The organism is Rugamonas rubra (assembly GCF_900114705.1).
GTDB classification, from domain to species: domain Bacteria; phylum Pseudomonadota; class Gammaproteobacteria; order Burkholderiales; family Burkholderiaceae_D; genus Rugamonas; species Rugamonas rubra.
Genome location: NZ_FOTW01000009.1, coordinates 275,819 through 292,130 on the forward strand (window position 1 = coordinate 275,819; position 16,312 = coordinate 292,130).

The 16,312-nt window shown below is 68.3% G+C and carries 13 protein-coding genes; 5 read left to right on the top strand and 8 right to left on the bottom strand.

Going from position 1 to position 16,312, the window contains the following annotated elements:
• Positions 1–84 precede the first annotated feature (84 nt).
• The 3 genes from BM252_RS10475 to BM252_RS10485 form a co-directional block, all read right to left on the bottom strand.
• Complete coding sequence (locus tag BM252_RS10475) at positions 85–282, bottom strand: hypothetical protein (protein WP_093387180.1); 198 nt, start codon at positions 280–282, stop codon at positions 85–87.
• 328 nt (positions 283–610) lie between these two features.
• Positions 611–2,527, bottom strand: a complete 1,917-nt coding sequence (gene htpG, locus BM252_RS10480; protein WP_093387183.1) for a molecular chaperone HtpG — start codon at positions 2,525–2,527, stop codon at positions 611–613.
• 149 nt (positions 2,528–2,676) lie between these two features.
• Positions 2,677–4,188 (bottom strand): aminotransferase-like domain-containing protein, encoded by a 1,512-nt coding sequence (locus tag BM252_RS10485; RefSeq protein WP_093387185.1) that lies wholly within the window; start codon positions 4,186–4,188, stop codon positions 2,677–2,679.
• 219 nt (positions 4,189–4,407) lie between these two features.
• On the opposite strand from BM252_RS10485, the gene BM252_RS10490 reads away from it, so the two are divergent.
• From BM252_RS10490 to BM252_RS10505, 4 genes are all read left to right on the top strand, one after another.
• Positions 4,408–5,268 carry a DMT family transporter gene (locus tag BM252_RS10490; protein WP_093387312.1) on the top strand — a complete coding sequence of 287 codons (861 nt, stop codon included), beginning with the start codon at positions 4,408–4,410 and terminating at the stop codon, positions 5,266–5,268.
• A gap of 134 nt (positions 5,269–5,402) precedes the next feature.
• Positions 5,403–5,870, top strand: a complete 468-nt coding sequence (locus tag BM252_RS10495; protein WP_093387188.1) for a RidA family protein — start codon at positions 5,403–5,405, stop codon at positions 5,868–5,870.
• A 139-nt stretch (positions 5,871–6,009) separates the two neighbouring features.
• On the top strand, positions 6,010–7,203 hold the full coding sequence (locus BM252_RS10500) for an aminotransferase-like domain-containing protein (protein WP_093387190.1): 1,194 nt from the start codon (positions 6,010–6,012) through the stop codon (positions 7,201–7,203).
• Between the two features lie 447 nt (positions 7,204–7,650).
• Positions 7,651–9,009, top strand: a complete 1,359-nt coding sequence (locus BM252_RS10505) for a diguanylate cyclase domain-containing protein (RefSeq protein ID WP_245774190.1) — start codon at positions 7,651–7,653, stop codon at positions 9,007–9,009.
• 89 nt (positions 9,010–9,098) lie between these two features.
• On the opposite strand, the gene BM252_RS10510 is transcribed toward BM252_RS10505, so the two are convergent.
• The 3 genes from BM252_RS10510 to BM252_RS10520 form a co-directional block, all read right to left on the bottom strand.
• Positions 9,099–10,667 (bottom strand): FGGY-family carbohydrate kinase, encoded by a 1,569-nt coding sequence (locus BM252_RS10510; protein ID WP_093387316.1) that lies wholly within the window; start codon positions 10,665–10,667, stop codon positions 9,099–9,101.
• A gap of 140 nt (positions 10,668–10,807) precedes the next feature.
• Positions 10,808–12,454, bottom strand: coding sequence for a glycerol-3-phosphate dehydrogenase/oxidase (locus tag BM252_RS10515; RefSeq protein WP_093387193.1), 1,647 nt, complete (start codon positions 12,452–12,454; stop codon positions 10,808–10,810).
• A complete protein-coding gene (locus BM252_RS10520) occupies positions 12,451–14,061 on the bottom strand; it encodes an FAD-binding oxidoreductase (RefSeq protein ID WP_093387195.1) in 1,611 nt (536 codons plus the stop codon). The genes BM252_RS10515 and BM252_RS10520 overlap by 4 nt, the downstream gene beginning before the upstream one ends.
• A gap of 123 nt (positions 14,062–14,184) precedes the next feature.
• Between BM252_RS10520 and BM252_RS10525 the strand changes: the two genes are divergently transcribed.
• Positions 14,185–15,264, top strand: coding sequence for an AraC family transcriptional regulator (locus tag BM252_RS10525; RefSeq protein ID WP_093387198.1), 1,080 nt, complete (start codon positions 14,185–14,187; stop codon positions 15,262–15,264).
• On the opposite strand, the gene BM252_RS10530 is transcribed toward BM252_RS10525, so the two are convergent.
• Positions 15,261–15,755: a hypothetical protein gene (locus BM252_RS10530; protein WP_245774184.1), complete on the bottom strand. Its 495-nt coding sequence runs from the start codon at positions 15,753–15,755 to the stop codon at positions 15,261–15,263. The genes BM252_RS10525 and BM252_RS10530 overlap by 4 nt on opposite strands.
• A 27-nt stretch (positions 15,756–15,782) precedes the next feature.
• Positions 15,783–16,310 carry an SRPBCC family protein gene (locus tag BM252_RS10535; protein ID WP_093387200.1) on the bottom strand — a complete coding sequence of 176 codons (528 nt, stop codon included), beginning with the start codon at positions 16,308–16,310 and terminating at the stop codon, positions 15,783–15,785.
• Between the last annotated feature and the right edge of the window lie 2 nt (positions 16,311–16,312).

Sequence of the window (16,312 nt, forward strand, 5' to 3'; positions counted from 1 at the left end):
TTAGACATCCGATTGATCGTTCTTCTTGCCGCGCCGGCGCGACATCTGCCAAGCCAGCGAGCGGGACAGGCAACGCCGCCTAAATTAGGGCTCTTGGATGCCACAACGCTGCAAGCAAGCGGTTTTCCGCGGCTCGCAGAACTCCATCGTGTTCACGCTCATGCAATAGCGGTAATCCGAATAGCAATAGCTTTCGCAACTGAAGCCGTTGGTCTCGGCGGCGTAAGCGAACGAGCTACCCAGGCCGATGGCAAACATGAACAACGCCAGTTTCATCTTCATTATTTCTCTCCAAATTTAGACATCAGACGGATCGTTATCCAGGAAAGACATTCCGCCCCACACGCCCTTCCCGCAACAAGGACATCGTTGCCTTGTTCAAACTGCGCCCCGGTGGGGACGCCAGCCCAGGAAGGCAAACCGCAGGCCGCTTAGGTCCGCCGCTTACCTTTGCTTTACATCAATTGCATGAAAAAATATCATATGAATATTACCAAAACAATATATTTATTTATTTCGCATTATTGTTGTAAATTTAAGACGCGGCGCGCCGGCGCCGGACGAAAAAAAAAGCCTCCGAAGAGGCTTTTTTTTGCTACACGAGGGTCGCTTACTTGCCGGCGCCGGCCAGCAGCATCTCGTTGAGGCGCTTGACGAAGGTGGCCGGATCGCTCAGCGAACCGCCTTCGGCCAGCATGGCCTGGTCGAACAGGATGTGGGCCCAGTCGTTGAACTGGCTGCCGGCATCCTGGTACTTCAGGCGCGTCACCAGCGGGTGGTTCGGGTTGATCTCCAGGATGGGCTTGGAGTCCGGCGCGTTCTGGCCGGCCGCCTTCAACATGCGCAGCAGGTTGCCGGACAACTCGTTCTCGTCGGCCACCAGGCAGGCCGGCGAATCGGTCAGACGGAAGGTGACGCGCACGTCCTTGGCCTTGTCGGCCAGCGCTTCCTTCATCTTGCCGACCAGGTCCTGGTAGGAGGTCTCGGTCTCTTGGTGTTCCTTCTTCTCGGCCTCGTCCTCCAGCTTGCCCAGGTCCAGGCCGCCCTTGGCCACCGACACCAGTTCCTTGCCCTCGAAGTCCTGCAGGAAGGACAGCATCCACTCGTCGACGCGGTCGGTCAGCAGCAGCACTTCGACGCCCTTCTTGCGGAAGATCTCCAGGTGCGGACTGTTCTTGGCGGCGGTGTAGTTGTCCGCCGTGACGTAGTAGATCTTGTCCTGGCCGTCCTTCAGGCGCGCCACGTACTGCTCGAACGAGACGTTCTGCTCGTCGTTGTCGTTGCCGGTCGAGGCGAAACGCAGCAGCTTGGCCAAACGCTCCTTGTTGCCGGCGTCCTCGCCGATGCCCTCTTTCAGCACCTGGCCGAACTCCTTCCAGAAGGTGGCGTACTTGTCCTTCTTGTCCTGCTCGTCGGCGTTGGCCAATTCCTCCAGCATGCCGATGACGCGCTTGGTCGAGCCCTCGCGGATCACCTTGACGTCGCGCGACTCCTGCAGGATCTCGCGCGAGACGTTCAGCGGCAGGTCGGCCGAGTCGATCACGCCCTTGACCATGCGCAGGTAGGCCGGCATCAGCTGCTCGGCGTCGTCCATGATGAAGACGCGCTTGACGTACAGCTTGATGCCGCCGCGCTTGTTGCGGTCCCACAGGTCGAACGGCGCCTTGCTCGGGATGTACAGCAGCTGGGTGTACTCGCTGCGGCCCTCGACGCGGTTGTGGGTGTGCGTCAGCGGCGACTGGAAGTCGTGCGAGACGTGCTTATAGAACTCGTCGTACTGTTCCGGCGTGATGTCGGCCTTGTTGCGGGCCCACAGCGCGCTGGCCTGGTTGATGGTTTCCAGCTCGTCCTTGACGACGGTTTCCTTCTTCTCGTCGTCCCACTCTTCCTTGGCCATGACGATCGGCAGCGAGATGTGGTCGGAGTACTTGCGGATGATGGATTTGATCTTCCAGCTCGACAGCAGCTCGTCCTCGCCTTCGCGCAGGTGCAGGATGATGTCGCTGCCGCGCGAGGTTTTTTCGATCTGTTCGACGCTGTAGTCGCCCTCGCCGGCCGATTCCCAGCGCACGCCCTCGTTGGCGGCGGCGCCGGCGCGGCGCGTTTCGACGGTGATCTTGTCGGCGACGATGAAGCCGGAGTAGAAGCCCACGCCGAACTGGCCGATCAGCGCGGCGTCCTGCTGCTGGTCGCCCGACAGCTTGCCGAAGAATTCCTTGGTGCCCGACTTGGCGATGGTGCCCAGGTGCGAAATGGCCTCGTCGCGGCTCATGCCGATGCCGTTGTCGGAGATGGTGATGGTGCGCGCTTCCTTGTCGAAGCTGACCTTGATCTTCAGTTCATGGTCGTTGCCGTACAGGGCGTCGTTGTTGATCGCCTCGAAGCGCAGCTTGTCGGACGCGTCGGAGGCGTTCGAGATCAGCTCGCGCAGGAAAATCTCCTTGTTCGAGTACAGCGAGTGGATCATCAGTTGCAGCAGCTGTTTGACTTCAGCTTGAAAACCCAGGGTTTGCTTGTTGTCGGCCATTTTTACCTCTAATTAGTCTGTGTTGATACGGGGTTTGTTGCGCGGATTTTCCAAAAGTGGGGATTATATGGCCGATTTCAAGGCTTGGCGAGGCGCCGCGCTCGCGGCCCGGCGCGCGGCCCAACTGGCGGCCCAACTGGCGGCCCGGCTCAGCGCCCCAGCTCGCGCTCGAGGAAGCGCCAGATGGCCGGGTCCTGCATCGCCGCCACGTTCAGCCGCATCCGCGTCGAGGCCAGCTGCTTGGGCGAGAACAGGCTGCCCGGCGCCAGCAGCAGGCCCTCGGCCATGGCCCGTTCGGCCAGGGCGTTGGTGTCGCGGCCGGCGTCGGCCCAGACGAACATGCCGGCCGGGCTGACGATGTCGACCGTCAGGCCGACCCGCTCCATCTGCCGCACCGTCTTGCCGCGCACCGCGTCCAGACGCAGGCGCATGCGGTCGGCGTGCTTGCGGTAGGAGCCCTCGGACAGCACCTTGTAGACCACCCGCTCGCCGATGTCGCTGGTGGTCAGGGTCGACAGCATCTTGCGGTCGGCCAGCCGCTCGGCCCACTGGCGCGAGGTGGCGATGTAGCCGACCCGCAGGTTGGCCGCCATGGTCTTGGAGAAGCCTCCCAGGTAGATCACCCGCTGCAGCTGGTCGAGCGCGGCCAGGCGGGTGGCCGGCTGCACCGCGCTGCCGGGGTGCAGGTCGCAGTAGATGTCGTCCTCGACGATGGTGAAGCCGTGCTGCTCGGCCAGGCGCAGCACCTGGAAGGCCTTGGCCGCCGACAGCGAGGTCGAGCTGGGGTTGTGCAGCACCGAGTTGATGATGTACAGCTTGGGCTGGTGCAGCGCGGCCAGCTCGGCCAGGCGGGCGATGTCCGGCCCGTCGCCCAGGCGCGGGATGCCGACCACCTTGGCGCCCAGCGCGGCGAAGGAGCCGAACATCAGGAACCAGGCTGGGTCGTCGACGAAGATGGTGTCGCCGGGGCGGGTGAACTCGCGCGCCACCAGGTCCAGCGCCTGGGTCACGCCGGCGGTGGTGACGATCTGCTCGGGCGCGGCGACGATCTCAAGCTCGGCCAGTTTCTGCTGCAGCTGCTGGCGCAGCGGCAGGAAGCCCTGCGGCAGGCCGTAGCTGAGCAGCAGGTTGGGGTTCTGCCGGCCCACCGCGCGCAGCGCGTTGGCCACCGTCTGGCCGTCCAGCCACTCGTTGGGCAGCACGCCGGAGCCGGGCATCTGCTGGTAGGGCGTCTGGCGGAACATGTTGCGGATCAGCCAGACCACGTCGATCGCCTTGCCGGCGTCGGCATCGGGCCAGACCGGCGCCGGCTCCACCCCGGCACCTGCGCCGGCGGCGGAGCGCTGGTCGGCGTTCAGCGGCGAGCGCTCGCGCACGTAGAAGCCGGCGCCACGGCGCGACTCCAGGTAACCGCGCGCCACCAGCTTGTCGTAGCTGGCCACCACGGTGAAGCAGGATACGCCCTGGGCGCCGGCGAACTGGCGGATCGACGGCATGCGGGCGCCGCCGCGCAGCACGCGGTCGTCGATGCGCGCCGCCACCGAGCGGACGATCTGCTCGATCAGCGACTCGCCCGATTCGCGCGACAGCAGCGCCACCAGCGCGGTCGGCTGGGCCTTGCCGGCACGCGCCGGCGATGCTTGGGTTTGTGTATTGGTCATTTTACCGTTACAGCATAGTGAATTATGTTCGAAGGTGTATTGGCACTGTACTGGTTTTGTCATTTAGGATACACCTAACTCCCGCCCAAAGCCACCCAGAAAGACAGCGCCATGCACCAGCCCAGCACCGCCGCCACACTCGCCGCCAGCGCGCCCGCCGCGCCGCCGGGGTCCCTGCCCCCGGTGGGCCGCGCCGGCCTGTCCGACGAAACCCGCGGCATGCTGCTCGGCCTGGCCGGCGTGGCCATCTTCAGCCTGACGCTGCCCTTCACCCGCATGGCGGTGGCCGGCCTGGACCCGCTGTTCGTCGCCCTCGGCCGCGCCCTGGTGGCGGCCGTGCTGGCGGCGGCCTGGCTGGCCTGGCGCCGCGCCCCGCCGCCGCCGCGCGACGCGCTGCCGGCGCTGGCGCTGGTGGCCGGCGGCTGCATCATCGGCTTCCCCTGGCTCACCTCGATCGCCATGCGCACCCTGCCGGCCGCCCACGGCGCCGTGTTGGTCGGCGTGCTGCCGCTGGCCACCGCCGCCTGCGCCGCGCTGGGCGGGCACGAACGGCCATCGGCCGGCTTCTGGGCCATGTCGCTGTTGGGCAGCGCGCTGGTGGTCGGCTTCGCCCTGCGGCAGAGCGGCGGCGGCCTGCAGGCGGCCGACCTGGCGATGTTCGCCGCCGTGCTGCTGGCGGCGGCCGGCTACGCCGCCGGCGGCCGGCTGGCGCAGCGCATGGGCGGCCAGCAGGTGATCTGCTGGGCCCTGCTGCTGGCCGCGCCGCTGCTGCTGCCGCTGCTGCTCTGGCACAGCTGGGACCAGGCCGGAGCCATGCTGCGGGCCGGCGCGCGGGCCTGGACCGGCTTCGCCTATGTCTCGGTTTTCTCCATGTTCATCGGCTTTTTCTTCTGGTATCGCGGCATGGCGCTGGGCGGCGTGGCGCGCGTCGGCCAGGTGCAACTGGTGCAGCCCTTCCTTTCGCTGCTCGGCGCCAGCCTGGTGCTGGGCGAAGCGCTGGAATGGGACAACCTGGTTTTCGCACTCGCCGTGATCATTGTGGTGGGCCTGGGCCGCAAAATGCAGGTGAAACGGCCATAACACCATACAGGATTTTGATTTCGGCCCTGTTGTGGGCAGCTCCAGCCGCACGACGTACAATATCGGTCTTGCCGCGCCCGTCGCGCACCGACACCAACCTTCGTCGAGCAATCGACACCTAACCGGGACGCCACATGTCTATTTACGAAAAACTCAAAGCCCTCGATATCACCCTGAGCGCGCCCGCCGCACCGATGGCCGCCTACGTCGCGTACGTCCAAAGCGGTAACCTGGTGTTCATCTCCGGTCACATCGCGCGCAAGGAAGACGGCTCGCCGTGGGTCGGCCAACTGGGCAAGAACATCGGCGTCGACGAGGGCAAGGCCGCCGCGCGCAGCGTCGCCGTGGCGCTGATGGGCACCCTGCAGGAAGCCGTCGGCGACCTTGCCCGCGTCAAGCGCATCGTCAAGCTCACCAGCCTGGTCAACTCCACGCCCGACTTCACCGAGCACCACCTGGTCACCAACGGCGCCTCCGAGCTGCTCGGCGAAGTGTTCGGCGACGCCGGCAAGCACGCCCGCGCCGCCTTCGGCGTGGCGCAGATCCCGCTCGGCGGCTGCGTCGAGATCGACCTGGTGGTCGAGGTGGCCGACGCGGCCTAAGCTCGCCGCGACTCCGACTTCTGCTTTACCGGGCGGCGCCGACCTACCCGTGGCGCCGCCCTTTCGAGGGCCGCCACAAGCGCGCTTGTTCATCGACCGGCCGGCCCACAGGCTCCGGTAATTACTCAGTGAGACATGTATGAAAATTGAAAATCCAAACCCGATGCAGTGGCGTTTCGCCGAACGCGCCGAGCAGCTGCAAAGCTCCTTCATCCGCGAGATCCTGAAGATCACCCAGCAGCCGGAAATCATCTCCTTCGCCGGCGGCCTGCCGTCGCCGGCCACCTTCCCGGTCGACGAGATGAAGATCGCCTTCGACAAGGTGCTGACCAACTCCGGCAAGGTGGCGCTGCAGTACGGCCCGACCGACGGCTACCTGCCGCTGCGCCAATGGATCGCCGATTCGCTGTCGGCCAACGGCGTCAAGATCGTGCCGGAACAAGTGCTGATGACCTCCGGCTCGCAGCAGGCGCTCGACCTGCTGGGCAAGGTGCTGATCGACGAGGGCAGCCGCGTGCTGGTCGAAACGCCGTCCTACCTGGGCGCGCTGCAGGCCTTCTCGGTCTACCGTCCCGAGTTCGTCTCGGTCGACACGGACGAACACGGCCTGGTTCCCGAGTCGCTCGACAAGGTGGCCCAGGGCGCGCGCCTGCTGTACGCGCTGCCGAACTTCCAAAACCCGACCGGCCGCACGCTGTCGCTGGAGCGCCGCCACCAACTGGTGGAAACCTGTGCCCGCCTGGGCCTGCCGCTGATCGAGGACGACCCTTACGGCGCCTTGAGCTACAAGGGCGCGCCGTTGCCGAAGATGGTGGCGATGAACCCGGACGGCGTGATCTACATGGGCTCCTTCTCCAAGGTGCTGACGCCGGGCATCCGCCTCGGCTACGTGGTCGCCCCGCTGCCGCTGGTGCGCCGCCTGGAGCTGGCCAAGCAGGCCGCCGACCTGCACACCTCGCAGCTGACGCAAATGGTGGTGCACGAGGTGATCAAGGACGGCTTCCTCGACCGCCACATCCCGCAGATCCGCACGCTGTACGGCGACCAATGCCAGTGCATGCTCGAGGCGATGGCACAGCACTTCCCGGCCAGCGTCAGCTGGACCAAGCCGGAGGGCGGCATGTTCATCTGGGTCACCCTGCCCAAGCACATCAACGCCATGGCCCTGCTCGACGAAGCCATCGCCGCCAAGGTCGCCTTCGTGCCGGGTTCGCCGTTCTACGCCAACGAGCCGGAAACCAACACGCTGCGCCTGTCGTTCGTGACGGTGTCGCCGGAACGCATCCGCACCGGCATCGAGATCCTCGGCAAACTGATCGCCGCCAAGATCTAAACCGGTTTCCGCGTGGCGCGGCCCGACGGCCGGGCCGCGCGCCGCAACATCCCGAGTGGGCGCCCAGTGCGCCCACTTTGCGTTGCCGCCGCCGGGCGGATTCCCACCATCCAAAATACAACACCGGCTGTTGAAATTTTGAACCATTTCATACCCGAAATTAGCCACCGATAGTTACAGCCTCGCTCTTGCTGCCGCAAGGAAGACGGTAAATAGTGTCGAAAAGCTACCTATCATTCGGCAATTCGAAGATTTCCTCAAAAAAACATTTGGTGTTTTTCTACAAATCACTTTCCCGAAGCGGTATGATTTAGACAGACAGTCACTTTTATCGACAGGCCAACCTTTGTCCGCAGACACCGAAATCGCCACCGACCGCCCCGCCGCCCGGCCCCGCCGCGCCGGCTCGCGACGCCCGCCGATCGGCGCACTGCGGGGTGCCGCATGATGATGCCGTCCGCCCTACCCGAGCTAGCGGCGCGGCGCCAAGCGACCATCCTGATCGTCGACGACGCCGCCGACAACCTCGCCGTGCTGCGCAAGCTGATGAGCCAACAGGGCTACCAGACCTTCGTCGCCAGCAACGGCGAGCGCGCCCTGCAGATCGCCCGCCGCGTCCAACCCGACCTGATCCTGCTCGACGTGGTCATGCCCGGCATGGACGGCTTCGAGACCTGCCGCCAGTTGAAGAACCACGCCGCCACCCAGGGCATCCCGGTGGTCTTCATGAGCGCCCGCACCGAGGCCGACGACGTCGTCGCCGGCTTCGACCTGGGCGCGGTCGACTACATCAGCAAACCGCTGCGCCTGGCCGAGGTGGGCGCGCGGGTGCGCAGCCAGCTGCAGATCCGCAGCCGCAGCGAGAACCAGGGCGAGCAGGCCGAGCGCCTGCGCACCATCGTCAACAACATGGCCGAGGGCCTGCTGATCATCGAGGCGGACGGCCGCATCCAGTTCACCAACCCGGCCTGCGACAAATACCTCGGCTACCGGGAGGGCGAGCTGGCCGGCCGCTCGATCGGCGAGCTGCTCAATCCGCTGGTGGCGCGCGAGTACCTCGACTACTTCGAACGCTACGGCGCCGCGCCGGAGACGGCGCACAGCCACGGCACGCGCGAGGTGATCATCCGCCACTGCGACGGCCGCTCGGTATGCATGGACCTGACGCTGACCCCGATGTACCTGCGCCAGCCGCTGTTCATCGGCCTGCTGCACGACATCACCCACCACAAGCTGTCCGAAGACGCGCTGCAGCGCGCGGCGATGGTCGACCCGCTGACCAAGATCGCCAACCGGCGCCATTTCGACGGCTTCCTCGAGAAGGAATGGCAGCGCGCCCTGCGCAGCGGCCAGCCCTTGTCGCTGGTGGTGCTCGATGTCGACCACTTCAAGCTGTACAACGACACGCTGGGCCATCCGGCCGGCGACGCCTGCCTGGCGCAGGTGGCGCAGGCGGTGTCCTCGCACGCGCTGCGGCCGACCGACCTGGCGGCGCGCTACGGCGGCGAGGAGTTCGTGCTGCTGTTCGCCGAGACGGACGCCGACTCGGCCCATCTGCTGGCCGAGGCTATCCGCGCCCACATCGAGGCGCTGCAGCTGCCGCATCCGCGCTCGCCGACCTCGCCGTGGATCACCGTCAGCATCGGCGTCTCGACCATCCACCCGAACCAGTTCGACAGCACCGAGGCGCTGTTCGTCGCCGCCGACCGCGCCATGTACGTGGCCAAGGAGGGCGGCCGCAACCAGGTGCGCGCCAACAAGCCGGACAGCGCCGCCCTGGACGCCGTGCAGGCGCTGATGGGCTGATGGCGCAGAGCCAGGGTCAGACCCTAGGGTCTGACCCTTCTAGACTGTCGCCGCCGATTCTTGCTTGTTGGAGTGCTGAACCACCTTCCTCACAGGCGCTCGGGATAGCCGGTGATGTCGGCGATTTCGGCGTACATCGGTTGCAGCCGCTGGTACATCTTCAAATACACGCGGCGGTATAGCCGCTCGTAGATCGCCTGGTTGGCCGGGATGGGCAGGAACACCCGGCCCGGCCGCGTCATGGCGCGGGTGGCGGCATCGAAGTCCTTGTGCAGCCCCAGCCCGGCCGCCACGGCGATCGCCGCGCCCAGGCCGGAGGTCTCGTAGACGTGGGCGCGCGCCGCCGGCAGGCCGAAGATGTCGGCGGTCAGCTGCATCGCCGCGTCGCTCTGCGAGCCGCCGCCGGCCACGCGCAGTTCCGTCACCTTGACGCCGCCGCGCTTCTCGATGCGCTCCATGCCCTCGCGCAGCGCGTAGGCCAGCCCCTCCAGAATCGCCCGGTACATGTGGGCGCGGGTGTGCACGTCGCCGAATCCGATCATCGCGCCCTTGGCCTCCGGCCCCGGCACGCGGATGCCGGGACTCCAGTACGGTTGCAGCATCAGCCCCATCGAGCCGGGCGGCACGTCCTCGACCAGGCCGTCGAACAGCTCCTCCGGCGAGCCGCCGTGGCGGTGCGCGGCGGCCTGCTCCAGGTGGCCGAACTGCTCCTTGAACCAGTTGACCATCCAGTAGCCACGGAAGATCTGCACCTCGGTGCTGTAGGCGCCCGGAATGGCGGCCGGGTATGGCGGAATGAAGGGCGTCACCTCGACGTATTTTTTGGTGGTGGTGTTGACGGTGGCCGTGGTGCCGTAGCTCAGGCAGCCGATGTGCGGCTCGGTGGCGCCGGCGCCGATCACTTCGCAGGCCTTGTCGGCGGCGGCGGCCACCAGCGGCGTGCCCTGCGGGATGCCGGTGGCGGCGGCGGCGGCGGCCGTGATGGCGCCGATCACCGTGCCCGGCGCAACCAGCTCGGGCAGCATGCTCGGCTTGATCGCCAGCGCCTGCCACTTCCAATCGCGCGGGCCGGCCCAGCGGTGGTGCTTGTAGTCGAAGGGCAGATAGGCCACCTGCGAGCCGATCGAGTCGACGAAGCGCTCGCACAGGCGGTAGTTCAAAAAGCCGGACAGCAGCAGGAACTTGTCGGTGCGTGCCCAAATGTCGGGCTGCTCGGCGGCGATCCAGTTGATCTCCGCCTCGCGGCGGAAGAACTCGATGGTCGAGTCGACCCGCGCCAGCTTGAAGGCGGCGCGCCACCAGGGGCTGAGCGGCGGCACCTGGTCGGTGCGGCGCTGGTCCAGCCAGGTGATGGCCGGGCGCAGCGGCTTGCCGTGCTTGTCGAGGTTGACCACGGTGCCGCGCTGGGTGGTGACGGCGACGCCCTTGACGGCGGAACGGGGGATGTCGGTGACGCTCCACAGGCGCTGGCAGGCCTCGCAGACGGCCTGCCAGTAACCCTCGGCGTCGTGCTCGGCCCAGCCGGGATGGTCGGAGAAGTAGGCCTCCAAATGCACCTGCGCCTTGGCGGCGAGATTGCCGTCCAAATCGAACAGCAGCGCGCGCACGCTCTGGGTGCCGTTGTCGATGGAGAGGATGTACTGGTCTGGGTCTGCCATATTGTTCATGTTGTTGTTCACCGATTCTGTGCCGGCCGCCGAACCCGGCGGCGGCAATCCAGGGTCAGACCCTAGGGTCTGACCCTCGCTCGACGCCGCAGGGGTTCAATCGTCGCGCGCGGCGTGCTGGCCAAAGCGCGTCAGGGCGCCGGCAGGCTGTAGTGGCTGTTCCATAATGCCAGATAGGCGTTCTGCTCGGCGCTCCAGCGCGCGTCGCTCCAGCCCAGCTCGGGCTGGCAGATGGCGCGCACCCGCGCCATCACCTCGACGCCGCCGCCGCGCAGCTGCAGGCCCAGACGGGTGCGGCGCAGCAGCAGGTCCTCCAGCTTTTGCACCGCCTCGCCGCGCGCGGCCCAGCGCAGCTGGGCCCAGATGGTCTCGCTGCCGGCGATGGTCTCCAGCTCGCCGTCCTGGGCGGCGTCGACCAACGCCTGCGCCTGCAGGCCGTAGCGGCCGCGCAGGCGGGCCGCCTGGCTGACCGACAGGCGGCGGTTGTAGCGCAGCGGCGGCGGCTGGATGAACACCGGCTGCGGCTGCAGTTCGGCGTCCCAGCCGGGCAGCAGCGGCGCGGCCTTCTTCAGCGCGTCGAGGGCGATCACGCGGAAGGTGGTCAGCTTGCCGCCGGTGACGGTGAGCAGGCCGTTCTCCAGCCACAGGGCGTGTTCGCGGCCCTCCTTGGACGGGTCGCTCTGGCCGCTGTCGATCACCGGCCGCACGCCGGCGTAGGTGGCGATGATGTCCCGCTCGACCAGCGCCAGCTGGGGGAACTGGTCGTGCAGCGCCGCCATCAAATAGTCGACCTCGGCGCGGGTGATGGCCGCCTCGTGCGCCATGTTGTCACGGTGGTCGACGTCGGTGGTGCCGACCAGGGTCACGCCCTCCCAGGGGAAGGCGAACACCGGGCGGCCGTCGGCCGGGTGCATCAGGCTGACCGCCTGCGCCAGCGGCAGGCGCCAGGCCGGCAGCACCAGGTGGCTGCCGCGCAGCGGCCGCAGGCGCGGCTCCGCGCCGCCCTGGGCGCGCAGGCCGTCGGCCCAGGCGCCGGTGGCGCTGACCACCAGCCGGGCGCGCACCTGGTATGTCGCCTCGGTGATGCCATCGCGCAGGCGCGCGCCGCAGACGGCACCGCCCTTGCCCGCTGTGGCGGCTGGCGGGGCAAGGCCTGCGGCGGCGCCGTCGGCGCGCAGCAGCTGGTCGACCGCCAGGTAGTTGACGGCCACGCCGCCGTGGCGCTGGGCCTCGTGCAGCACGCGCAGCACCAGGCGCGCGTCGTCGGTTTTGGCGTCGGTGTAGCACATGCCGCCTTCCAGGTCGGTGGTGGCGACGTTGGGCGCCAGCGCGAGGAAGTCGGCGCGCTTGTAGTGGTGGCGGGCGCGCTGGCCTGCCATCAAATCGTAGATCGCCAGGCCGAGCTGGAACATGCGCCGGCCCGGCTTGCGGCCCCGGTAGTCGCCGAAGGCGAAGCTCTGCGGTTCGACCAGGCCGGCCGCCTCGCGCAGCAGGTGCTCGCGCTCCCGCACCGATTCGCGCGTCAGGCCGAACTTGCCCTCCTTCAGATAGCGCAGGCCGCCGTGCACCAGCTTGGACGAGCGGCTCGAGGTGCCCCAGGCGAAGTCGCGCTGCTCGACCAGCAGCGCCTTCAGGCCGCGCCGCGCCGCCTCCAGCAGGATGCCGGCGCCGGTGATGCCGCCGCCGATGATCAGCAGGTCCCAGTCGCGCGCCAGCAGCGCCGGCAGCTCGGCGCGGCCGCCGTCGGCGCCGCCGCCCCCGTTCAGGCGCGGGTTCATGGCGCCTCGCTCTCGGCCGGCAGCAGTTTGCCCGGGTTCATGATCTGCTGCGGGTCGAAGTGGCGGAACAGGGCGCGCATGGCGCCAATGCCCAGCGGCCCCTTCTCCGCCTCCAGGTAGGGCGCGTGGTCGCTGCCGACGCCGTGCTGGTGGCTGATGGTGCCGCCGTGGTCGACGATGGCCATGCTGACCGCGCACTTGAGGCTGCGCCAACGCGCCAGGTCCTGCTCGAAGTTGCCCGCCAGCCGGTAGACGAAGGTGGTGTAGACGCTGGCGCCCTGCGTGTACAGGTGCGACAGGTGGGTGTAGGTGTGCACCTTCTCGCCGTGCAAGGCCAGGGCGGCGCCGGCGGCATCCTCGACCGCCTGCATCATGCCGCGCACGCGCGGCCAGTCGACCGCCGTCTCCACCGTGTCGATGGCGTAGCCGTGCTGCCAGGCGGCGTTGCGCAGGTAGACGTTGCGGAAGCGGTTCTGCTTCCACTTGTCGCCCATCTTGCGGCCGATGTGCACGCCGCCGTGCGGCCGGACCAGCGCCAACGCGTCGGCCAGCGCGGTCTTGGCGGCGCGCTTCTTGCCGCTCACGCCGATCATCAGCATGCACTTGTCCTCCTTGCAGCCGCGCCAGGACAGCCAGGTCTCGAGCGCGCCGATCAGGCCCTTGTGGCCGGCCAGCGCCAGCATGGTGACGGTCTCCAGCGGGTTCGACAGGCGCAGCATCGACAGCGACAGGCCGCCCTGCACCACTGCGCGCACCGCCGCCTCGGCCTGCTCCCAGCCGGGAAAGAAGACGGCGTGGAAGGCCTCGTACTCGGCCAGCGGGGTGATGCGCACGGTGGCCTCGGTGAGGATGCCGAGCCGGCCCTCGGAGCCGAGCACCATCTCGCGCAGGTCGGTGCCGGCGGCCGAGGCCGGGAAGGTGGGCAGGTCGAGCCGGCCGGCCGGCGTCTCCACCGAGCCGCCCTTGAACATTTGCTCGATGCGGCCGTAGCGCAGCGACTGCTGGCCGGACGAGCGGGTGACGATCCAGCCGCCCAGGGTCGAGTATTCGAAGGACTGCGGGAAGTGGCCCAGGGTGTAGCCGTGGGCGCGCAGCTGCGCCTCCAGGTCGGGGCCGAAGACGCCGGCGCCGAAGCTGGCCAGCTGCGACTGGCGGTCCAGGCTGAGCATCTGGCACAGGCGGACCGTGCTCACGCTGAGCACGGCGCGCGGGCCGCCCGGCGCCGTCAGGTGGCCGGCCACGCTGGTGCCGCCGCCGTGCGGCACCAGGGCCACGTCGTGTTCGGCGGCGTAGGCCAGCAGCTCGCGCACGTCCTGCGCGCTTTCGGGGAAGGCGACACCGTCGGGCGCCGTGTCGATCTCGCCGTAGCGCAGGCGCAGCCAGTCGGGCAGGCTCTGGCCCAGCGCGTGGCGCAGGCGCACGGCGGCGGCCGTGTCGATCAGCCGCTGCGGCGCCAAGCGCGACGGGCGCAAGCGGGCGCAGGCCTGCTCGAAGGCGGCGTCCGCAATCGCCGTTCCGCTGCCGATGCGCCCGGCCAGAAAGCCCAGCGCGTCCGCGTCGAGCGCAAATTCTATCGTGTCGTCACCCCAGCCGTTCCAGCGTCTCATGGTTTTCCTGTTTGCGTTGCGGCGCGCTTGCTATACTGGCGCGCACTTGTCGATTGATGACAACAGGATAAGACCCAACCCTTCACCGGTATTGCGCATTCATGCCATTCGCCTTGTTCGATCATGCCAAGTCCGCTCCCTGAACCGCGCCACGCCGCCCGCGTGGCCGGCTCCTACCTGCTGCCGCTGCTGGAGGCGGCCGCCGCGCGCAGCGTGCCGGCGGCCGAGCTGGAACGCGGCGCCGGCCTGGCCGCCGGCGCGCTGTGGCCGCTGCCCGAGACGCTGCCGGCCGACGACTACGTGCGCCTGCTCGAGGTCGGCGCGCGGCTGGCCGGCGACGCCCACTTCGGCCTGCACGTGGGCGAGCGCTTCAAGCTGGGCACCTACAGCGTCTACGGTTTGATTTTGTTGAGCTGCCGCGACTTCGGCCACGCCTTCGAGCAGACCATGCGCTACGAGCAGCTGGCCCACGACCTGGGCCGTTCGGCGCTGCACACGGCCGACGGCCTGGCCCGCTACACCTGGCACAGCCACTACGACGCCGGCCAGCGCCACCTGGCAGACAGCGTGTTCGCCGGCATCCGCGTGTTCGGCAACTGGCTGGCCGGCCTGACCTTGCCGCCGGCGCAGCTGGAGCTGAGCCACGCCGGCGCCGGCCGGGACGGCGACGCCGAGTACCTGCGCGTGCTGGGCGCGCTGCCGCGCTTCGGCGCGCCGGCCAACGTCGCCACTTTCGACGCCCAGCTGCTGGCCTGGCCGGTGCCCAACGCCGACGTCAGCCTGTACCCGGTGCTGCAGCAGCACGCCGAACAGCTGCTGGCGCTGCGCGCCCGCGCCGGCGCCGACATCCGCGTGCAGGTGCGCGGCGCCATCGCGCGCAAGCTGGCCGAGGGCCAGGTGCGCCTGGCCACCATCGCCGAGGAGTTGAAGCTGTCGCCGCGCACCCTGCAGCGCAAGCTGAGCGAGGCCGGCGCCACCTTCCAGCAGGTGCTCGACCAGGCCCGCTTCGCGCTGGCCAAGGACTATCTGCGCCAGCCGGGACTGAGCCTGGTCGACATCGCCTTCCTGCTCGGCTACCAGGAGCAGAGCGCCTTCAACCACGCCTTCCGCGAATGGGCCGGGGTCAACCCGGGCGCCTACCGCGAGCGCGGTATCGGCACCGGCGGCGGCACCGGCGGCGGCACCGGCACCGGCGCCGGCTAGGTCTCGGCGCCGCGCAGGCGCAGGAAGGGGCCGATGCAGCGCTTGCCCTCGCGGTCCAGGCAGGACAGGAACATGTTGCCGCCGGGGTGGAACAGCAGGTAGGTGGTGCTGACGTGGCCGGGCCGGGTGATCTCGCCGCTGCAGTCGCGCTTGCCGTTGTCCTTGACGATGGTGTCGACCTGCTTGTAGTAGCCGCGCGGGTCGGGCTGGTCGGCGATCTCGAACGAGGACTCGGCCACCTCCTGCGCGCTGGTGACCAGGCTGCTGCCGTCCGGGTGCATGCGGTAGATCTCGCGGCAGGCGCCGTCCGGCAGGGTCAACTGCCAGGTGCCGATGATGGGGTGGTCGGCGCGCAGCGGCGCCGCCGTGGCCGCCGCCGGCGCCACGGCCAAGGCCAAGGCCAAGGCCAAGGCCGGGGCCGGGGCCGGGGCCGGGGCCGGGGCCGGGGCCGGGGCCAGCAGCGACAGCACTAGTCGGATACTCGGTTTCATCGCGCCTCCCCCGCTGGGTTGGACGGCCTACTGCTCGGCCGCCACCTTCATGTTGGCCAGACCGGTCTCGAAGTCCTTGCCGATCATGCTGTCCATGCTGGTCACCAGCCCCATCAGCTTGGTGACGAAGCTGGCCGGGCCGGACATGGTCCAGGTCACCACGGTCTGCCCGCCCTGCGGCGTCAGCAGAAACTCGGTGGTGTTGTGCGACTCGAAGGGCTTGAGGAAGTCCAGCTTGATCTGCGCCCGCGTCGGCGCGGCCAGCGCGACGATCTCCATGCGGCCGGCGCCGACCTTGTCGTTGCCCTCCCAGGAGTAGACGGCGCCCTGCTCGCGCGCCGCGCCGCTGAAGGTGCGCCGCATCGCCGGGTCGAGCTTCTCCCAAGGCGACCAGGTGGTCCAGTTGTGGAAGTCGCTGATCAGCGGCATGATCTTCTCCGGCGCCGCCTTGATGGTGGCGCTGCGCTGGACCCGGAAGCTGTTCGGCTGCAGCGCGGCGGCGAACAACACCAGCGCGATCAAGACGACAACGGCAATGGCGGTTTTCTTGAGCATGG

Bases quoted from the DNA above. Each gene is read 5' to 3' on its own strand.
- BM252_RS10525 (WP_093387198.1), top strand. From the start codon at position 14,185: ATGCCAAGTCCGCTCCCTGAACCGCGCCACGCCGCCCGCGTGGCCGGC.
- BM252_RS10515 (WP_093387193.1), bottom strand. From the start codon at position 12,454: ATGAACCCGCGCCTGAACGGGGGCGGCGGCGCCGACGGCGGCCGCGCC.
- BM252_RS10490 (WP_093387312.1), top strand. From the start codon at position 4,408: ATGCTGCTCGGCCTGGCCGGCGTGGCCATCTTCAGCCTGACGCTGCCC.
- BM252_RS10510 (WP_093387316.1), bottom strand. From the start codon at position 10,667: ATGGCAGACCCAGACCAGTACATCCTCTCCATCGACAACGGCACCCAG.
- BM252_RS10475 (WP_093387180.1), bottom strand. From the start codon at position 282: ATGAAGATGAAACTGGCGTTGTTCATGTTTGCCATCGGCCTGGGTAGC.
- BM252_RS10520 (WP_093387195.1), bottom strand. From the start codon at position 14,061: ATGAGACGCTGGAACGGCTGGGGTGACGACACGATAGAATTTGCGCTC.
- BM252_RS10500 (WP_093387190.1), top strand. From the start codon at position 6,010: ATGAAAATTGAAAATCCAAACCCGATGCAGTGGCGTTTCGCCGAACGC.
- BM252_RS10530 (WP_245774184.1), bottom strand. From the start codon at position 15,755: ATGAAACCGAGTATCCGACTAGTGCTGTCGCTGCTGGCCCCGGCCCCG.
- htpG (WP_093387183.1), bottom strand. From the start codon at position 2,527: ATGGCCGACAACAAGCAAACCCTGGGTTTTCAAGCTGAAGTCAAACAG.
- BM252_RS10535 (WP_093387200.1), bottom strand. From the start codon at position 16,310: ATGCTCAAGAAAACCGCCATTGCCGTTGTCGTCTTGATCGCGCTGGTG.
- BM252_RS10505 (WP_245774190.1), top strand. From the start codon at position 7,651: ATGATGCCGTCCGCCCTACCCGAGCTAGCGGCGCGGCGCCAAGCGACC.
- BM252_RS10495 (WP_093387188.1), top strand. From the start codon at position 5,403: ATGTCTATTTACGAAAAACTCAAAGCCCTCGATATCACCCTGAGCGCG.
- BM252_RS10485 (WP_093387185.1), bottom strand. From the start codon at position 4,188: ATGACCAATACACAAACCCAAGCATCGCCGGCGCGTGCCGGCAAGGCC.